This is a genomic window from Sphingomonas sp. R-74633 (assembly GCF_013416555.1).
Classification (GTDB): domain Bacteria; phylum Pseudomonadota; class Alphaproteobacteria; order Sphingomonadales; family Sphingomonadaceae; genus Sphingomonas.
The window spans coordinates 659,558-674,411 of record NZ_JACCFG010000001.1; the positions used below are offsets into that span (position 1 = coordinate 659,558).

Here is a 14,854-nt window from a genome sequence, read left to right on the forward strand (position 1 = left end):
GCGTGGCGGCGCCATCTCCCCTTACCTCTCGCTTAGACCTGGATCAGCACGCCGCGGAACACCGGATCCTCGAGCGCGCGGCCGGTGCCGAGCGCCACGCAGGTCAGCGGGTCCTCGGCGATCGTCACGGGCAGGCCGGTCTCGTCGCGGAGCACTTCGTCGATGCCCTGCAGCAGCGCGCCGCCGCCGGTGAGCACGATGCCCTGGTCGACGATGTCCGCCGCCAGCTCGGGCGCGGTGTTCTCGAGTGCGATGCGCACGCCTTCGACGATCGTGCCGACGGGCTCGCTGAGCGCCTCGGCGATCTGGCCCTGGTTGATCTGGATTTCCTTGGGAACGCCGTTGACCAGGTCGCGCCCCTTGATGTGGATCGTCTGGCCGATGCCGTCCGCGGGCGGCTTGGCGATGCCGACTTCCTGCTTGATGCGCTCGGCCGTGGCCTCGCCGATCAGCAGATTATGGTTGCGGCGCACGTAGGAGACGATCGCCTCGTCCATCTTGTCGCCGCCGACACGGACCGAAGTGGAATAGGCCAGGCCGCGCAGCGAGAGCACGGCGACTTCGGTGGTGCCGCCGCCGATATCGACGACCATCGAGCCGATCGGCTCGGTCACCGGCATGTCGGCGCCGATCGCGGCCGCCATCGGCTCCTCGATCAGCCAGACCTGCGAGGCGCCGGCGTTCGACGCCGCGTCGCGGATCGCGCGGCGCTCGACCGAGGTCGAGCCCGAGGGGACGCAGATCACGATCTGCGGCCAGCGCATGAAACGCCGCTGGCCGTGCACCTTGCGGATAAAGTGCTTGATCATCTCTTCGGCGATGTCGATGTCGGCGATCACGCCATCGCGCAGCGGGCGGATCGCCTCGATGCTGCCCGGGGTCTTGCCCATCATCAGCTTGGCGTCGTCACCGACTGCCTTGACTCTCTTGACGCCGTTCAGCGTCTCGACTGCGACCACCGACGGTTCGTTGAGCACGACGCCGCGGCCGCGCAGATATACCACCGTGTTCGCGGTGCCGAGATCGATCGCCATGTCGTGCGACATGAAATTGAAGAAGCGGGAAAATGCCATTTATGGTTCCGTCCTGCGGCGCGGGCGCCCGCCGCGCAGCTCTTCACAAAATTCTAGTGCGGCCCCCTCCGGGTCGGACTGAAAAATCCGGCCTGGTGCGATGCGGTTGGGGTCGCGGGATGCCGCCGCTTGGGCTAGAGCAACGACCATGTCAATACGCCGTCTGCCCGAGCATCTTGTCAACCGAATAGCAGCAGGAGAAGTGGTCGAACGCCCTGCCAGCGCGCTGAAAGAACTGGTCGAAAACGCAATCGACGCGGGAGCGACCCGGATCGCCGTGAAACTGGCGGGTGGCGGCACCGATCTGATCGAAGTGACCGACGATGGCTGCGGCATGTCGCCGGCGGAAATGGCGCTCGCGCTGGAGCGTCATGCCACCTCCAAGCTGCCCGATGACGAGATCGACCAGGTCACCACCTTGGGCTTCCGTGGCGAAGCGCTGCCCTCGATCGCCAGCGTCGCGCGAATGAGCCTCGAAAGCCGGGTGCGCGGGGCAGAGGGCTGGAGCCGCGTGGTCGATAATGGCGCGGTGGTCTCCGAAGGCCCCGCCGCGCTGCCGCCGGGCACCCGCGTGCGAGTCGAGCAGCTGTTCGGCCGCGTTCCCGCGCGCCGCAAGTTCCTGCGCTCGCCGCGCGCCGAATATGCCGCCAGCCTCGATGTGATGAAGCGCCTCGCCATGGCCCGGCCCGACATCGCCTTCTCGGTCGAGCATGACGGGCGCAAGGCGCTGCAGGTCCAGGGCGGCGAGACCAGCCCCGAGCGCGTCGCCGGCCTCACCGACCGCGCGCTCGCCGAGAACAGCGTTGCGGTGGATTTCGAGCGGGAAGGGGTGTTCCTCGGCGGCGTCGCCGGCCTGCCGACCTTCAATCGCGGCGTGGCGGACCACCAATATCTTTTCGTCAATGGCCGCCCGGTGAAGGATCGCCTTCTCATCGGCGCCCTGCGCGGCGCCTATGCCGAGATGCTCGCGCGCGACCGTCATCCGGTGGTGGCGCTGTTCCTCGACGTCCCCGCCGACCAGGTCGACGTCAACGTCCACCCCGCCAAGACCGAGGTCCGCTTCCGCGATCCGGCGCTGATCCGCGGCATGATCGTCTCGGGCCTGCGCCGTGCGCTCGACGAGGCCGGCCACCGCAGCGTCCAGCGCCCGAGCGAGGCAGCTTTGGGGATGTGGACCAGCGAACCGGTCGCGCCGGCGCCCCAGCTATGGGACGCAGAACCTTCCGCCGCGCCTGCCTACAGCCCGGCGCCGCAGTATAACTATGCCAGCGTCCACGACCGCCGCCCGAGCTTCAGTGCCCCGCCGCCGCTCGCCCGCGCCGAAGTCGCGGTCGAGCCCGTGCCGCAGAGCGTCCAGCATCCGCTCGGCGTCGCGCGCGGCCAGGTCGCCAAGACCTATATCGTCGCCGAAGCCGAGGACGGACTGGTCCTAGTCGACCAGCACGCCGCACACGAACGCCTCGTCCTCGAGCGGATGCGCCGGGCAATGTCGGAGGACGGCGTCGCCTCGCAGGGGCTGTTGGTGCCCGAAGTGGTCGAACTCGACGAGCCCGGCTGCGATCGTCTCGAAGCCCGCGTCGCCGAACTCTCCGAATTCGGCCTCGACCTTGAGCGCTTCGGCCCGCGCGCCATGCTCGTCCGCGCCGTCCCCGCCGCGCTCGGCAAGGGCGACGTCCACGCGCTGGTCACCGATCTCGCCGACGAGCTCGCCAGCTTCGACGAGGCGCTCAGCCTCAAGGAAAAGCTCGACCATGTCGCCGCGACCATGGCCTGCCACGGCTCGGTGCGGGCAGGGCGCGTGCTCTCGGTTGCCGAGATGAACGCGCTGCTCCGCGAGATGGAAGTCACGCCGCATTCGGGCCAGTGCAACCACGGTCGCCCGACCTGGGTGAAGCTGGCGCACGGCGATATCGAGAAGCTGTTCGGGAGGAAGTGAAGGAGGGCAGCTAGACGGATGTCGGCCAGGGCAGAGGATCCACCCTGGGCGGCGGCCCGTGGAGCTCGGTTTCCCAAATCTCGAATGGGGGCTCCGGTGCCTTGCCGGTCACATATTGCAGGATGTATTGGGCTGCCCTGTGCTCTGCCCATTTCGCATTGAGGACACCGCCCCGCTCGTCGATCTCGATGACATTGGCGAAGATCGCAAAGGCCTGCTCGAGCGCGCCTGGCTCTTCGAAGATGCAGGAATAGTCGACGCCTTCGAGCACGGGATTGCCGACCGAGCGATTGGCGATCCAGAACGCGAAGGTCCGTAATGCCCCGCTAAACTGTCCGCTGAGCTTCATCTTGCTATCTACCGCCGCACCCGCCCGAAGTGCCACGCGCAATAGCTCCCCAGCACCAGCCACCCCGCAATCACCGGCCACACGCCATAGTCCTTCAGCGGATAGCTGAGCAGCGCCGAGATCCCGATCAGCAGGTTCGCGGTGCCCCAATAGAAGTTCATCAGCGGCGAGGAGAGCCCCACGCCGCGCGGGCGGGCAAAGGGGGTGGGGAAGGGCTCGCCGCGCAGGCCGGCGGCGAGATGCGGGATCGCGTTGCAAAGCAGCGCTCCGGCCAGGAACAGCACTAGATACCCCATCGCCCGCGATCCTCACTGATAAGTGAGCATCTGGCAATCCGGCTTGCGTCGCACCCTTATGTTCCCCGGCGAAGGCCGGGGCCCAGTCTCGGCGTCGCTGATTGGGGCGGTCAAACCTCTCGAGCGACATTGCAGCTGGGCCCCGGCCTGCGCCGGGGAGCGGCTATGCCGGGGGCATCGGTAAACCCGGTATCAGCGCTTGGCCGGCATCCGGAAGATCTGGCCGCCGCGCGCCTTCGCCCAGGCGGGCACCAGCGGCGAGCCATCGGCGGTGCCGGCGAAATCGACCACGCAGATATTGCCGAAGCGGCGATGCGCACCGCAGCCCACCCCGGCGAAGCGGAAGTCCGACTGGAACAGCAAGGCGCGATGCCCCCGCGAGCGCACGCCGTCGTCGACGATCAGGCTGCGCACCACTGCGCCGGCATCGCCGCTGCCATACCAGATGCCTTCGCCGACATAGATGTCGCCGCCGCGCCGCTTGACCCGGTCGCCGGGCGTCATCCCGTCGCGCGAGACATGGCCCGAGCCACCGAACGAACCCTGGTCGTCGGCATGGTCCTGCGCCGCCAGCACCAGCAGCTCGCCGCGACTCAGTGCCGGCAGCGGGTCCTGGCGCTCGAGAAAGTCGATCGCCTCGTCCACTGCGTCGAGGCCCTCATTGGTGATCACGCCATTGGGATCGCCCGGCAGGAACAGCACGCGGCCATCGAAATAGCGGCGATAGTCGCGAAGCTGCTCGGCATATTCGCGCGGATGCTGGCGGGCATAGTTGATCTCGGTGAGCACATCGCGCTCAAGCCGCGAAATGTCGGTGGCGCGCTCGCCGGCATGGGCAGCGACGCTCGGCAACAGCAAGGCGCACGCGCCCAGCGCGGCGGCAAGACGGCCCTTGGCAATCATGTGTGGCGCTCCCCCCGGAGCCGGCACGGGCCCCGCGCCCGTCCGTATATCTCACCGGTAGCGATACTGGCTTAACCGCTTGAGAAGGCAAGCGGATATTCGGGAGTTAACCTTAGGCCTAGGGCCGTCCGTCCGGCTTGCGGCCGAGATCTGCCACGCACATCACCCGGTAATCGCGGTGCGGCCCGCAGGCGACGCCCGCATAAACCATCTCGGCGGCGAACAGAGTCTTGCGGTGTCCGCGCCCGGGCACGGCATCGTCGACGATCAGCTGGCGCACCACTTCGACGGCGCTCGGCGGACCATAGGTGATCACCTCGGCGACATAGTCCCCACCGCCGCGGCGCTGGACCCGCGTGCGCGGATTGCCGCCATCGGCGGAGATATGCCCGGTCGCGCCGTTCGGACCCTGCTCGCGGGCATGATCGCGCGCGGCGCGGGCGAGCAGATCGGCGGAAGCGATCGGTGCCAGCGGCGCCTGGCGCTCGAGGAAGCGGATCGCCTCGTCCACTGCGCGCGTGCCTTCGCTGGTGCGCAGCCCGGTGGGGTTGCCGGGATACCAGACGATCTTGCCCTTGAAGTATTTGCGATACTGGCGGAGCCGCTCGGCATAGTCGCGGGGCCGGGTGCGCGCGAAGTTGATCTCTGCGAGCACGGCACTCTCGATTCCCGATTGGGCGGGGGCGGAGTGCAAAGGCGCCAGGGCCAGTGTCAGGGGAAGGAGAGACAGCATCGCCCCCTCATAAACCCGTTCGAGGTGAATGCCTGCCGAACAAAAGATTAACGTAAGCTGCAACCTTGGTCGATTGAGCTCGTTTTATACCCCGAGCGACAGAAAAGGTCCGGGTTGAAATGGCTAAGGTTTTCCCAGTGATGCTCGCCCTGATCCCGCTGGTTGCGGTAATCGGCGCCTGCGTTTCGTGCCCGTAACGCTGCGGCGTTACTTGAGAGGCACGCCGATATACTAGGTTATTCAGTTCCCTCGGTGGTCGCACCAAGGAAAAGGGCCGCCCCGGCAACCCGGGACGGCCCTTCTTTTTTCCTCGCGAAAGGCGATCAGCCCTCGGCGGTCTCGCCTTCGTCGGCGGCCGGAGCCTCCTCACGAACTTCGGCGGTCGCGCCCGGCTCGGCGTTGGGATCGTAATCCTCAACGAAGCCGGCTTCTTCCTTCTCGAACATCGCGGCCATCACGTCGACGCCCTGCGACTGCATCTCGGCCTCTTCCGGCGAGCGGGCGACGTTGACCTTGACGGATACCGACACCTCGGGGTGCAGCGCGACGCGGATCTCGTACACGCCGATCGACTTGATCGGCTTGTCGAGAACGACCTGCGCCTTGTTGACCTTGTGGCCGTCGGCGACGAGCGCCTCGACCAGGTCACGCACGGCGACCGAACCATAGAGATGGCCGGCGTTCGATGCCTGACGGATCAGGGTGACCGAAACGTCGTTGAACGTGCCGGCTTCCTTCTCCGCGTCCGAACGGCGCGAAGCGTTGTCGGCTTCGATGCGCGCGCGGTTGGCTTCGAAAACCTTGCGGTTGGCGGCGTTCGAGCGGAGCGCCTTCTTGTTCGGGAGAAGGAAGTTGCGGGCGAACCCGTCCTTCACCGTCACGACGTCGCCGATGGCGCCGAGCTTCTCAACGCGCTCAAGCAGAATGACTTCCATGAGTCTGCGCTCCTTACTTAACGATGTAGGGCAGCAGGCCCAGGTGGCGGGCGCGCTTGATGGCCTGGGCCAGCTCGCGCTGCTTCTTCGCACTCACCGAAGTGATGCGCGACGGGACGATCTTGCCGCGCTCAGAGACGAAGCCCTGCAGCAGACGGACGTCCTTATAGTCGATCCGGGGAGCGTCCTTCGCGGAGAAGGGGCAGCTCTTGCGACGGCGGAAAAACGGGCGTGCCATGGTCTATATCTCCTTATTCGCCGCCGCCGAAACCGGTGTTGCCGCCGGCATCGTCGCGATCACGACGGCCGCGGCCGCGCTCACGGTCCTGGCCCTTGCGCATCATCACGGTCGGACCCTGCTCCAGCTCATCGACCTTGACGGTCATGTAGCGGATCACGTCTTCGTTGATCTGCGTCTGGCGCTCGAGCTCGGCGACGACACCCGCGGGGGCGTCGATTTCGAGCATCACGTAATGCGCCTTGCGGTTCTTCGCGATGCGGTAGGCGAGCGAACGAAGACCCCAGGTCTCGGTCTTCACGACCTTGCCGTTATTGTCCTCGATGATCTTGGTGGCGGCTTCCGCCAGTGCGTCCACTTGCGCCTGTGCCAGATCCTGGCGCGCAAGGAACACGTGCTCGTACAGAGCCATGCGTTCTCTTCCATCCTTGGCCGATCGCTGACGTGCACCCCATGTGCAACGCCCCTCCGGCTGTCGTCGTGCAATGATTCGCACGAGCGGGAATCGCTTCCCGACCCGAACGAAGGGGCGCGCATAGCGGAGGCAGAGAGGGAAGGCAACTGCTTTGCCCACCCGTGCGCCCAATAACCGTCGCCTTCGCGCGGCTGACGAACTAACTAGTAGCGCTCGCCACTCCCGCGCGGCCGCGGCTGCGGGCGGGGCGGTTCGCTGCCGACTACGATCGGCGCCGGGCTGCGCGAGAGCCAGCCCCCGTCATCGTCGAGCCGCGGCTTGGGGAAGTCCGCCGGCGGATGGATCGGCCCGCAGGCCTCGTCATCCCAGGACAGGCAGCGTAGCCGGTCGTTGAACATCACGCCGCGGATGTTGCCGGTGCTGCCGTCCTGGCGGGTATAGCTGCTGTCGAGATACCATTCGCGGTTCTTCTTGCGCTTGCCCGACTGGACCGGCTCAGAGACGCGGCCCATGTCGATGCCGCGGAAGTGGCGCGAATAGCTGTCGAGCTCGACCGCGGCGCGGAAGCGGCTCTCCGCCGCGCCGACGCCGTCGATCTTCTGGCTCAGCCAGTTAATCCGCCGGTCGCGCCGCGCTTCCTCCTCGCCCAGCTTCGAGATCCAGCCGGTGTCGCGCATGAACATGCCGACGGTGGAGAAGCTCACTTCGGATTGCTTGGGGATGCCGCGCACCGAGACGATCTGGCCCTGGAAGCCCTTGCTGCCGCAGGTCGTCGCCTGCCACATCGTGCCGTCCGCCTCGTAGAGTTCGCAGCCCACCGAGGTGCGCCGCCCGATCAGCGTGCCTTCGCGCAGCCCGTTCGGCCCCTCGAACCCGCCGACCGAGTAATAGAAGCCGGTCACATGCTCGCCGTCGAAGCTGAGTACGACCTTCACGCCGCCGCCGACGATCTGCTGGTAGCAGCGCTGGTCCTGATAGGGGCAGGGGCCCTGGTCGCGCCGGCGCTGATCGGCGGTGACCGATGTCTTGCCGGTATAATTGCCGAAATAGGCGACCTGGCCCTCGAAATCGGGGGAGAGGCTGCCGTCATTGCGGTCATCTGCCTGCGCCGCGAACGGCATGAGCATGGCGACGGCTAGGGCCGTAAGGGCTGCCCGGAACATCCTGCACTCCTCCCAGTCGATTGCGTTAACCATAACACTAACGCAGGCGAAACGAGGAGTCGGATTCTTCTCATAGTTGTAAAACGGCAGGGCATGGGCCCTGCCGTTTCATGCTTTGTCAGGCGATCGTCTTAGCGGATCGCGTTCGCGAACACCGCGGCGATGATGCCGGAGGTGATGCCGACCAGCACCGCGTCATTGCCCGACTGGACATAGCGATAGCCGCGCGGCGGGGCCTTCAGGCCACGATAGTGGCGATAGTCGACCTGGCGATAGTTGCGCGCATAGCGGCTGTCGAAGCGGTCGCCCTTGTGCCAGCTGCGATAAGTCGGCTTGGCGACGACGACCTTCTTCTTGACCACCACCTTCTGCACCGGCGGACGGCCGTGATACTGCTGCGGTGCTGCGGCGAGCACCGGGGTGGCGACCATCGAAGCCAGTGCGGCGGCGATAATGAACTTCTTCATGACTGCACTCCTCTTTCTCTCTCTGGCGCCGGTTGGCTCCGGCGTTGAGGTCAATTTGGGGACCGCGTGTCGCAGACGTTTGTCTCGGGCATTGCGAAATGGTCGCAATGTTTCGCAATCCTGTCCCGAGCGTTCATCTTCGCGGCAGAGCGCCGCAGGGTTGCGTCGGGCAGGGCAGGGTTCTAACCCGCGCCCCCAATCAAGCGTCGCCGATTTAGGAGAGAGACATGCGCGCCTTCATCTTCCCCGGACAGGGCAGCCAGGCCGTCGGCATGGGCAAGGCCCTCGCCGACGCGAGCGCCGTGGCGCGCGAAGTCTTCCAGGAAGTCGATGACGCGCTGGGCCAGAAGCTGTTCCAGCTGATGACCGAGGGTCCCGAGGACCAGCTGACCCTCACCGCCAACGCCCAGCCGGCGATCATGGCCAATGCCATCGCGGTGCTGCGCGTGCTCGAGAAGGAAGGCGGCATCCGCCTCGCCGACAAGGCCGATTTCGTCGCCGGCCACAGCCTCGGCGAATATACCGCGCTGTGCGCCGCAGGTGCCTTCGATCTCGCCACCACCGCCCGGCTGCTGCGCGTCCGCGGCGACGCGATGCAGGCCGCCGTCCCGGTGGGCGTCGGCGCGATGGCCGCGATCCTCGGCGCCGACCGCGAAAAGGCCCAGGCAATTGCGGATGCCGCGGCCGAGGGCCAGGTCTGCACCGTCGCCAACGACAATGATCCCTCGCAGGTCGTGATCTCGGGCCACCGCGAGGCGGTCGAGCGCGCGCTGCCGATCGCCAAGGAAATGGGCGCCAAGCGCGCGCTGCTCCTGCCCGTCTCCGCGCCCTTCCATTGCCCGCTGATGCAGCCTGCCGCCGATGCGATGGCCGAGGCGCTCGCCGCCGTCGCGATCCAGGCGCCGTTCGTGCCCGTCTACGCCAATGTCACCGCCGCGCCCGTCGCCGACCCCGACACAATCCGCGCGCTGCTCGTCGAGCAGGTCACCGGCATGGTCCGCTGGCGCGAATCGGTGCTGGCGATGTTCGCCGCGGGCGTGACCGACTATGTCGAGTTTGGTGGCAAGGTGCTGGGTGGCATGGTCAAGCGTATCACCCCCGACGCCGCACCGGTGAGCGTGGTGTCGATGGACGACATCGAAGCGCTCGTGAAGAGCCTCTAACTGGCCCCGAATAGGAGAAGACCAATGTTCGACCTCACTGGCATGACCGCCCTCGTCACCGGCGCCTCGGGCGGTATCGGCTCCGCGGTGGCCAAGGCGCTCGCTGCGCAGGGCGCCCGGCTCGCCATCTCCGGCAGCAATGTCGAGAAGCTCGAGGCCTTCCGCGCCGAACTGGGCGGCGACCATGTCGCGCTCCCGTGCAACCTGTCCGACGCGGCGCAGGTCGACGCGCTCGTCCCCCAGGCGGTCGAGGCGCTCGGCGGCAAGCTCGACATCCTCGTCAACAATGCCGGCGTCACCCGCGACAACCTCACCATGCGGATGAAGGACGAGGAGTGGGACCAGGTCATCACGGTGAACCTCGAAGCCGCCTTCCGCCTGATCCGCGCCGCCGCCAAGCCGATGATGAAGGCCCGATTCGGCCGCATGATCTCGATCACCTCGGTTGTCGGCGCGACGGGTAACCCGGGCCAGGCCAACTACGCCGCGTCCAAGGCCGGCCTGGTCGGCATGTCCAAGGCAGTCGCCCAGGAACTGGCCAGCCGCAACGTGACGGTGAACTGCGTCGCCCCGGGCTTCATCCGCTCGGCGATGACCGACGTGCTGCCCGAGGCGCAGAAGACCGCGCTGCTCACCCGCATCCCGGCCGGCGACCTCGGCACCGGGGAGGATATCGGCGCCGCCGTCGTCTATCTCGCCAGCAAGGAAGCCGGCTATGTCACTGGCCAGACCTTGCATGTGAACGGCGGTATGGCGATGCTCTGAGCCCTGAACGGGGAGGAGATATCATGCTGGCTTTCGGAATCGCGCTCGGGCTGGCTTTGGCGCAACAGGCGCATAGCCCGGCCGATTGCGTGCTGGACCGATTGACGGCAGGCCAGCGCGCGGGGCTGGCCGATACGGCCGTGGGCATGGTCAGGACCGGCACGTTCGGGGGCGACACCCTGTCCAACCTGTCACCCATGCCGGGGTGCCAGTCCGAGAATCACTGGTCGGCGCAACAGGCCGAGTTCGTCGCGCGCTATACCATTGCCCGCTCGGGGCTGTCCGACGCGCGCAAGGCCATGCTCGAGGCGGGGTTCGATGCGGATGCCATCGAAGCGGCCTATCGCGCGCTCCCCGAGGCGAGGCGTCGGCAGCAGCTCGCTCGCGAGGAAGTCGTCGCCATCTTCAGCCATCTCGGCGCCAAGGGGGTGAAGATTACGGCGGAAGGCGCACCCGTGATCGGCCGCTATGTCGGCCTGCTCAACATTATCGACGCGGTTCCGGTACTGCTCACCGCCGGAAAGTGATCCGGGGCTTGTGCAAAGGCCGCGCGGCGGCGATGCTTGTGCCCCGGGGACCAGGAGTTGAAGTGCATGCGTAGTCTCGTCCTTGCTACCCTCGGCGTACTCGTCACGGCCATGCCGGCCCATGCCGCCGATCTCGCGACGATCGATTGCGTGATCGGCAAGCTCAAGCCCGCGCTCACCGCGCAGATCACGACCGACATCACCCGTAACATGGAGGATGCCACCGCGGTGCGCCCTACCTATGATGCGGCGGTGGGCAGCGGCATCTCGATCGCCGCCAAGGAATGCGCGACCGAGAATAAATGGTCCGATGCGGCGCTGGAAGCCGCGCGCGTCTACACGCTCGCCAAGCTCGGCCAGCCGATCGCCGAAAAGGCCGTCGTCGCGCAGGGGTTCGATACCGGTGCGCTCGAAGCGCAGTTCGACGGGCTGCCCGAGGACACGCAGAACCGCCCGCTCACCACGGTGGAGATGCAGGGCCTGGTTATCGCCTCGGTCACCGACGAGGCGAAGCAGACCCGCGCCAACGCCGCACTTCTCAACAAATATTTCCTCTTCCTCAGCACCGTGCGCTATTCTGCGTGGCAGTTTTCGCAGGCCTGAGGATAAGCCTAACGTTACGGTGCGGGTGCGCACCCTCTTGCAACGGCACCATGTGCGATCTAGGTGCGTTCCAACGATTGAGCCCCTAGCTACAAAGGAAAACAGGGACCATGGCCACTCAGGAAGAGATCACCACCCGCGTGACCGCGCTCGTTGTCGATCACCTCGGCGTCGACAAGAATGATGTCACGCTGACGGCGAGCTTCATCGACGATCTGGGCGCAGACAGCCTCGACATCGTCGAGCTGGTGATGGCGTTCGAAGAAGAATTCGGCGTCGAGATCCCCGACGATGCGGCTGAGAAGATCAGCACCGTCGGCGACGCGGTCAACTACATCTCCGAGCACCAGGCGGGCTGATCGTCCATCCGGACGATCGCGCCCTTATGGGCCGAGCTTGAATCAGCGGCTCCCCGTCCCGGGCTCGAAAAGAGTTGGGCGGGGAGCCGTTTTGTTTATGGCCTGGGAAGCCTGATTTTTCAGGAGCTTCCGGGCAAGAATTTGAAGTTTGACGGAGAAAGCGGATGCGCCGTGTAGTTGTCACCGGCCTTGGCCTCGTCACCCCGCTGGGTGCCGATGTCGAGACAGCCTGGAAGAACATCATCGCCGCCAAGTCTGGCGCGGGCACGATCACCCGCTTCGATGCGACCGACTTCCACAGCAATTATGCCTGTGAAGTGAAGGGTCCGGAGCATGAATATGGCTTCGATCCGAACAAGCGCGTCGACCACAAGGTCCAGCGCCAGGTCGATCCGTTCATCATCTTCGGCATCGATGCCGCCGGCCAGGCGATCGAGGATGCCGGTCTGCTCGACATGGACGAGGCGACCCGCTTCCGCGCCGGTTGCTCGATCGGCTCGGGCATCGGCGGCCTGCCGGGCATCGAGAGCGAATCGCTCGTGCTCGCCGAAAAAGGCCCGAAGCGCGTCTCGCCGCACTTCGTCCATGGCCGCCTGATCAACCTGATCTCGGGCCAGGTCAGCATCAAATACGGCCTGATGGGCCCGAATCACGCCGTGGTCACCGCCTGCTCGACCGGCGCCCATTCGATCGGCGACGCCGCGCGGATGATCGCGATGGACGATGCCGACATCATGCTCGCCGGCGGTGCCGAGGCGACGATCTGCCCGATCGGCATTGCCGGCTTCGGCCAGGCACGCGCGCTGTCGACCAGCTTCCGCGACGAGCCGTGGCGCGCCAGCCGCCCCTGGGACCAGGACCGTGATGGCTTCGTCATGGGCGAGGGCGCGGGCATCGTCGTGCTCGAGGAATATGAGCACGCCAAGGCGCGCGGCGCGAAGATCTATGCCGAAGTCGTCGGCTATGGCCTGTCGGGCGACGCCTATCACGTCACTGCGCCGCATCCGGAAGGTTCGGGTGCGTTCCGCTCGATGCAGATGGCAGTGAAGAAGTCGGGCCTCGACCTCTCCGACATCGACTACATCAACGCGCACGGCACCTCGACGCCGCTCGGCGACGAGCTCGAGCTGGGCGCGGTTCGCCGCCTGTTCGGCAATGCGATCGGCGATCTCTCGATGAGCTCGACCAAGTCGGCGATCGGCCACCTTCTGGGCGGTGCCGGCGCGGTAGAGAGCATCTTCTGCATCCTCGCACTGCGCGACCAGATCGTCCCGCCGACGCTCAACCTCGACAATCCGAGCGAGAATTGCGCGGGCATCGACCTCGTCCCGCACAAGGCCAAGGAGCGCAAGGTGAAGGCCGTGCTGAACAACTCGTTCGGCTTCGGCGGCACCAATGCCAGCCTGGTGATGAAGGCTGTCTGAGGACACATCTGCGCCGGCAGCCAAGCCCGCCCGGAAGCCGCGCAAGCGGCGGCTGGGCGGCTGTGCGCTGCTCGTCGCGATCCTGGTGCTGGTCGCGCTCGGCATGGGCGTGCTCCAGCTCTGGGGCGGAGCGGGACCGGCGCGGCAGAATATCTCGGTCCTGATCCCCGAAGGCTCGAGCCTGTCGCGCGCCGCGACCGAGCTCGAAAAGGCCGGTGCGATCGGTTCGGCCCGCCAGTTCCTCGTGCTCGCCAAGATCCTTGGCAGCAAGGATCCGATCAAGGCGGGCGAATATCGCGTGCCCGCGCGGCTCAGCCAGTCCGACATCCTCAAGATGATGCAGGGCGGCCGCACGCTCCAGCGCTTCGTCACGATCCCTGAGGGCACGCCCTCGATCGTCGTCTACGAGACGCTGATGAAGGCGCCCCAGCTGAGCGGCGAGATCGAAGTGCCGGTCGAAGGCACCGTGCTGCCCGACAGCTATGCCTATAATCGCGGCGATACCCGCCAGGCGGTGCTCGATCGCATGCAGAAGGCGATGGTCAATTACCTCGCCCGCGCCTGGGAGGCCCGCAAGCCCGGCATCGCAGTCAACGACCCGCGCGACGCGCTGACGCTGGCCTCGATCGTCGAGAAGGAAACCGGCAAGTCGGAAGAGCGCAAGACGGTCGCCGCGGTCTATTCGAACCGCCTGCGCCAGAACATGATGCTCCAGGCCGACCCGACCTTCATCTACCCGATCACCAAGGGCAAGCCGCTGGGCCGCCGTCCGCTGCTCTCCGAAGTGCACGCGAAGAACGCCTACAACACCTATGAGATGACTGGCCTGCCCGCAGGCCCGATCACCAATCCGGGCCGCGCCAGCATCGACGCGGTGCTCGATCCGGCGAACTCCTCTGCGCTCTATTTCGTCGCGGACGGGACAGGCGGCCATGTGTTCGCCGACACGCTCGAGCAGCACAACGCCAATGTGCAGAAATGGTACGCGATCCGGCGGGCACGCGGCGAGATGTAAGAAGCCGTCAGGCGAACCCTTCGCCCGGCTTCAGTCCCATCTGCCCGTGATGGTGGATCGCGATCCCGTTGAGGAAGCTGTTGGCGATCATTCGGGCGCGTTCGTGGACATGCTCGGCGGCATCCCCGCCGCCGATCTCGGCCAAAGTCGCGGCGAACAGGTCGAGCCAGCGCGCGAACATCGCCTTGTCGAGCCCGGGTATCGCCAGATGCAGCGGCATCGGCCGCCCGAGATATTCGCCGCTGCTGAACAGGACCGAGCGCCAGAAGCGCTTCATCTGTGCCAGATGCGGCGCCCAATCCGTGATCCGCGCGCCGAAGATCGGCCCGAGCACCGGATCAGCCTGGATGCGCCCGTAGAAGCGGTCGACCAACTCGGAGACGAACGCATCGTCGATCCCCATTTCGGCCGCCGCGCGCCGCTTCTCGTCGCGCATCGCGGTCGCGTGGGGGGATGGGGTGCCGGTCTTCTCCATTGCCGCTATCTGGGG

General features: G+C 66.4%; 19 protein-coding genes. 8 read left to right on the plus strand and 11 right to left on the minus strand.

The window, feature by feature from the left end:
- Window positions 1–32: 32 nt before the first annotated feature.
- Entirely contained in the window at window positions 33–1,073 is a 1,041-nt protein-coding gene (locus HZY97_RS03060; protein WP_180140466.1) for a rod shape-determining protein, read from the minus strand.
- Window positions 1,074–1,221: 148 nt separating this feature from the next.
- Between HZY97_RS03060 and mutL the strand changes: the two genes are divergently transcribed.
- The gene (gene mutL / locus HZY97_RS03065; RefSeq protein WP_180140468.1) at window positions 1,222–3,009 is read left to right on the plus strand and encodes a DNA mismatch repair endonuclease MutL; all 1,788 of its coding nucleotides are present in this window, start codon (window positions 1,222–1,224) and stop codon (window positions 3,007–3,009) included.
- 10 nt (window positions 3,010–3,019) lie between these two features.
- On the opposite strand, the gene HZY97_RS03070 is transcribed toward mutL, so the two are convergent.
- The 9 genes from HZY97_RS03070 to HZY97_RS03110 all read right to left on the minus strand — a co-directional run bounded on the left by HZY97_RS03070 (window position 3,020) and on the right by HZY97_RS03110 (window position 8,508).
- On the minus strand, window positions 3,020–3,358 hold the full coding sequence (locus tag HZY97_RS03070; RefSeq protein ID WP_180140469.1) for a hypothetical protein: 339 nt from the start codon (window positions 3,356–3,358) through the stop codon (window positions 3,020–3,022).
- Between the two features lie 8 nt (window positions 3,359–3,366).
- A complete protein-coding gene (locus HZY97_RS03075) occupies window positions 3,367–3,654 on the minus strand; it encodes a hypothetical protein (RefSeq protein WP_180140471.1) in 288 nt (95 codons plus the stop codon).
- A gap of 192 nt (window positions 3,655–3,846) precedes the next feature.
- The gene (locus HZY97_RS03080) at window positions 3,847–4,557 is read right to left on the minus strand and encodes a CAP domain-containing protein (protein ID WP_180140473.1); all 711 of its coding nucleotides are present in this window, start codon (window positions 4,555–4,557) and stop codon (window positions 3,847–3,849) included.
- Window positions 4,558–4,675: 118 nt separating this feature from the next.
- Entirely contained in the window at window positions 4,676–5,212 is a 537-nt protein-coding gene (locus tag HZY97_RS03085; RefSeq protein ID WP_373684276.1) for a CAP domain-containing protein, read from the minus strand.
- Between the two features lie 401 nt (window positions 5,213–5,613).
- Window positions 5,614–6,225, minus strand: coding sequence for a 50S ribosomal protein L9 (gene rplI / locus HZY97_RS03090; protein ID WP_180140476.1), 612 nt, complete (start codon window positions 6,223–6,225; stop codon window positions 5,614–5,616).
- Window positions 6,226–6,238: 13 nt separating this feature from the next.
- Complete coding sequence (gene rpsR / locus HZY97_RS03095) at window positions 6,239–6,463, minus strand: 30S ribosomal protein S18 (protein ID WP_010543816.1); 225 nt, start codon at window positions 6,461–6,463, stop codon at window positions 6,239–6,241.
- 13 nt (window positions 6,464–6,476) lie between these two features.
- Complete coding sequence (gene rpsF, locus HZY97_RS03100; protein ID WP_180140478.1) at window positions 6,477–6,875, minus strand: 30S ribosomal protein S6; 399 nt, start codon at window positions 6,873–6,875, stop codon at window positions 6,477–6,479.
- A gap of 206 nt (window positions 6,876–7,081) precedes the next feature.
- Complete coding sequence (locus HZY97_RS03105; protein WP_180140479.1) at window positions 7,082–8,041, minus strand: hypothetical protein; 960 nt, start codon at window positions 8,039–8,041, stop codon at window positions 7,082–7,084.
- A 131-nt stretch (window positions 8,042–8,172) separates the two neighbouring features.
- Entirely contained in the window at window positions 8,173–8,508 is a 336-nt protein-coding gene (locus tag HZY97_RS03110) for an RcnB family protein (protein WP_180140481.1), read from the minus strand.
- Window positions 8,509–8,735: 227 nt separating this feature from the next.
- Here HZY97_RS03110 and fabD point away from each other — a divergent pair, with 227 nt between their 5' ends.
- From fabD to mltG, 7 genes are all read left to right on the plus strand, one after another.
- Entirely contained in the window at window positions 8,736–9,671 is a 936-nt protein-coding gene (gene fabD / locus HZY97_RS03115; protein WP_180140483.1) for an ACP S-malonyltransferase, read from the plus strand.
- 24 nt (window positions 9,672–9,695) lie between these two features.
- On the plus strand, window positions 9,696–10,436 hold the full coding sequence (fabG, locus tag HZY97_RS03120) for a 3-oxoacyl-[acyl-carrier-protein] reductase (RefSeq protein ID WP_180140485.1): 741 nt from the start codon (window positions 9,696–9,698) through the stop codon (window positions 10,434–10,436).
- 23 nt (window positions 10,437–10,459) lie between these two features.
- Window positions 10,460–10,963 (plus strand): hypothetical protein, encoded by a 504-nt coding sequence (locus tag HZY97_RS03125; RefSeq protein ID WP_180140487.1) that lies wholly within the window; start codon window positions 10,460–10,462, stop codon window positions 10,961–10,963.
- Window positions 10,964–11,029: 66 nt separating this feature from the next.
- Window positions 11,030–11,566, plus strand: a complete 537-nt coding sequence (locus tag HZY97_RS03130; protein ID WP_180140489.1) for a hypothetical protein — start codon at window positions 11,030–11,032, stop codon at window positions 11,564–11,566.
- 110 nt (window positions 11,567–11,676) lie between these two features.
- Window positions 11,677–11,925 (plus strand): acyl carrier protein, encoded by a 249-nt coding sequence (locus HZY97_RS03135; protein WP_180140491.1) that lies wholly within the window; start codon window positions 11,677–11,679, stop codon window positions 11,923–11,925.
- Window positions 11,926–12,089: 164 nt separating this feature from the next.
- Complete coding sequence (fabF, locus tag HZY97_RS03140; protein ID WP_180140493.1) at window positions 12,090–13,349, plus strand: beta-ketoacyl-ACP synthase II; 1,260 nt, start codon at window positions 12,090–12,092, stop codon at window positions 13,347–13,349.
- A gap of 79 nt (window positions 13,350–13,428) precedes the next feature.
- Entirely contained in the window at window positions 13,429–14,364 is a 936-nt protein-coding gene (mltG, locus tag HZY97_RS03145; protein ID WP_373684304.1) for an endolytic transglycosylase MltG, read from the plus strand.
- Between the two features lie 7 nt (window positions 14,365–14,371).
- Here mltG and HZY97_RS03150 read toward each other — a convergent pair whose 3' ends face one another.
- The gene (locus HZY97_RS03150) at window positions 14,372–14,839 is read right to left on the minus strand and encodes a group III truncated hemoglobin (protein ID WP_218942855.1); all 468 of its coding nucleotides are present in this window, start codon (window positions 14,837–14,839) and stop codon (window positions 14,372–14,374) included.
- Between the last annotated feature and the right edge of the window lie 15 nt (window positions 14,840–14,854).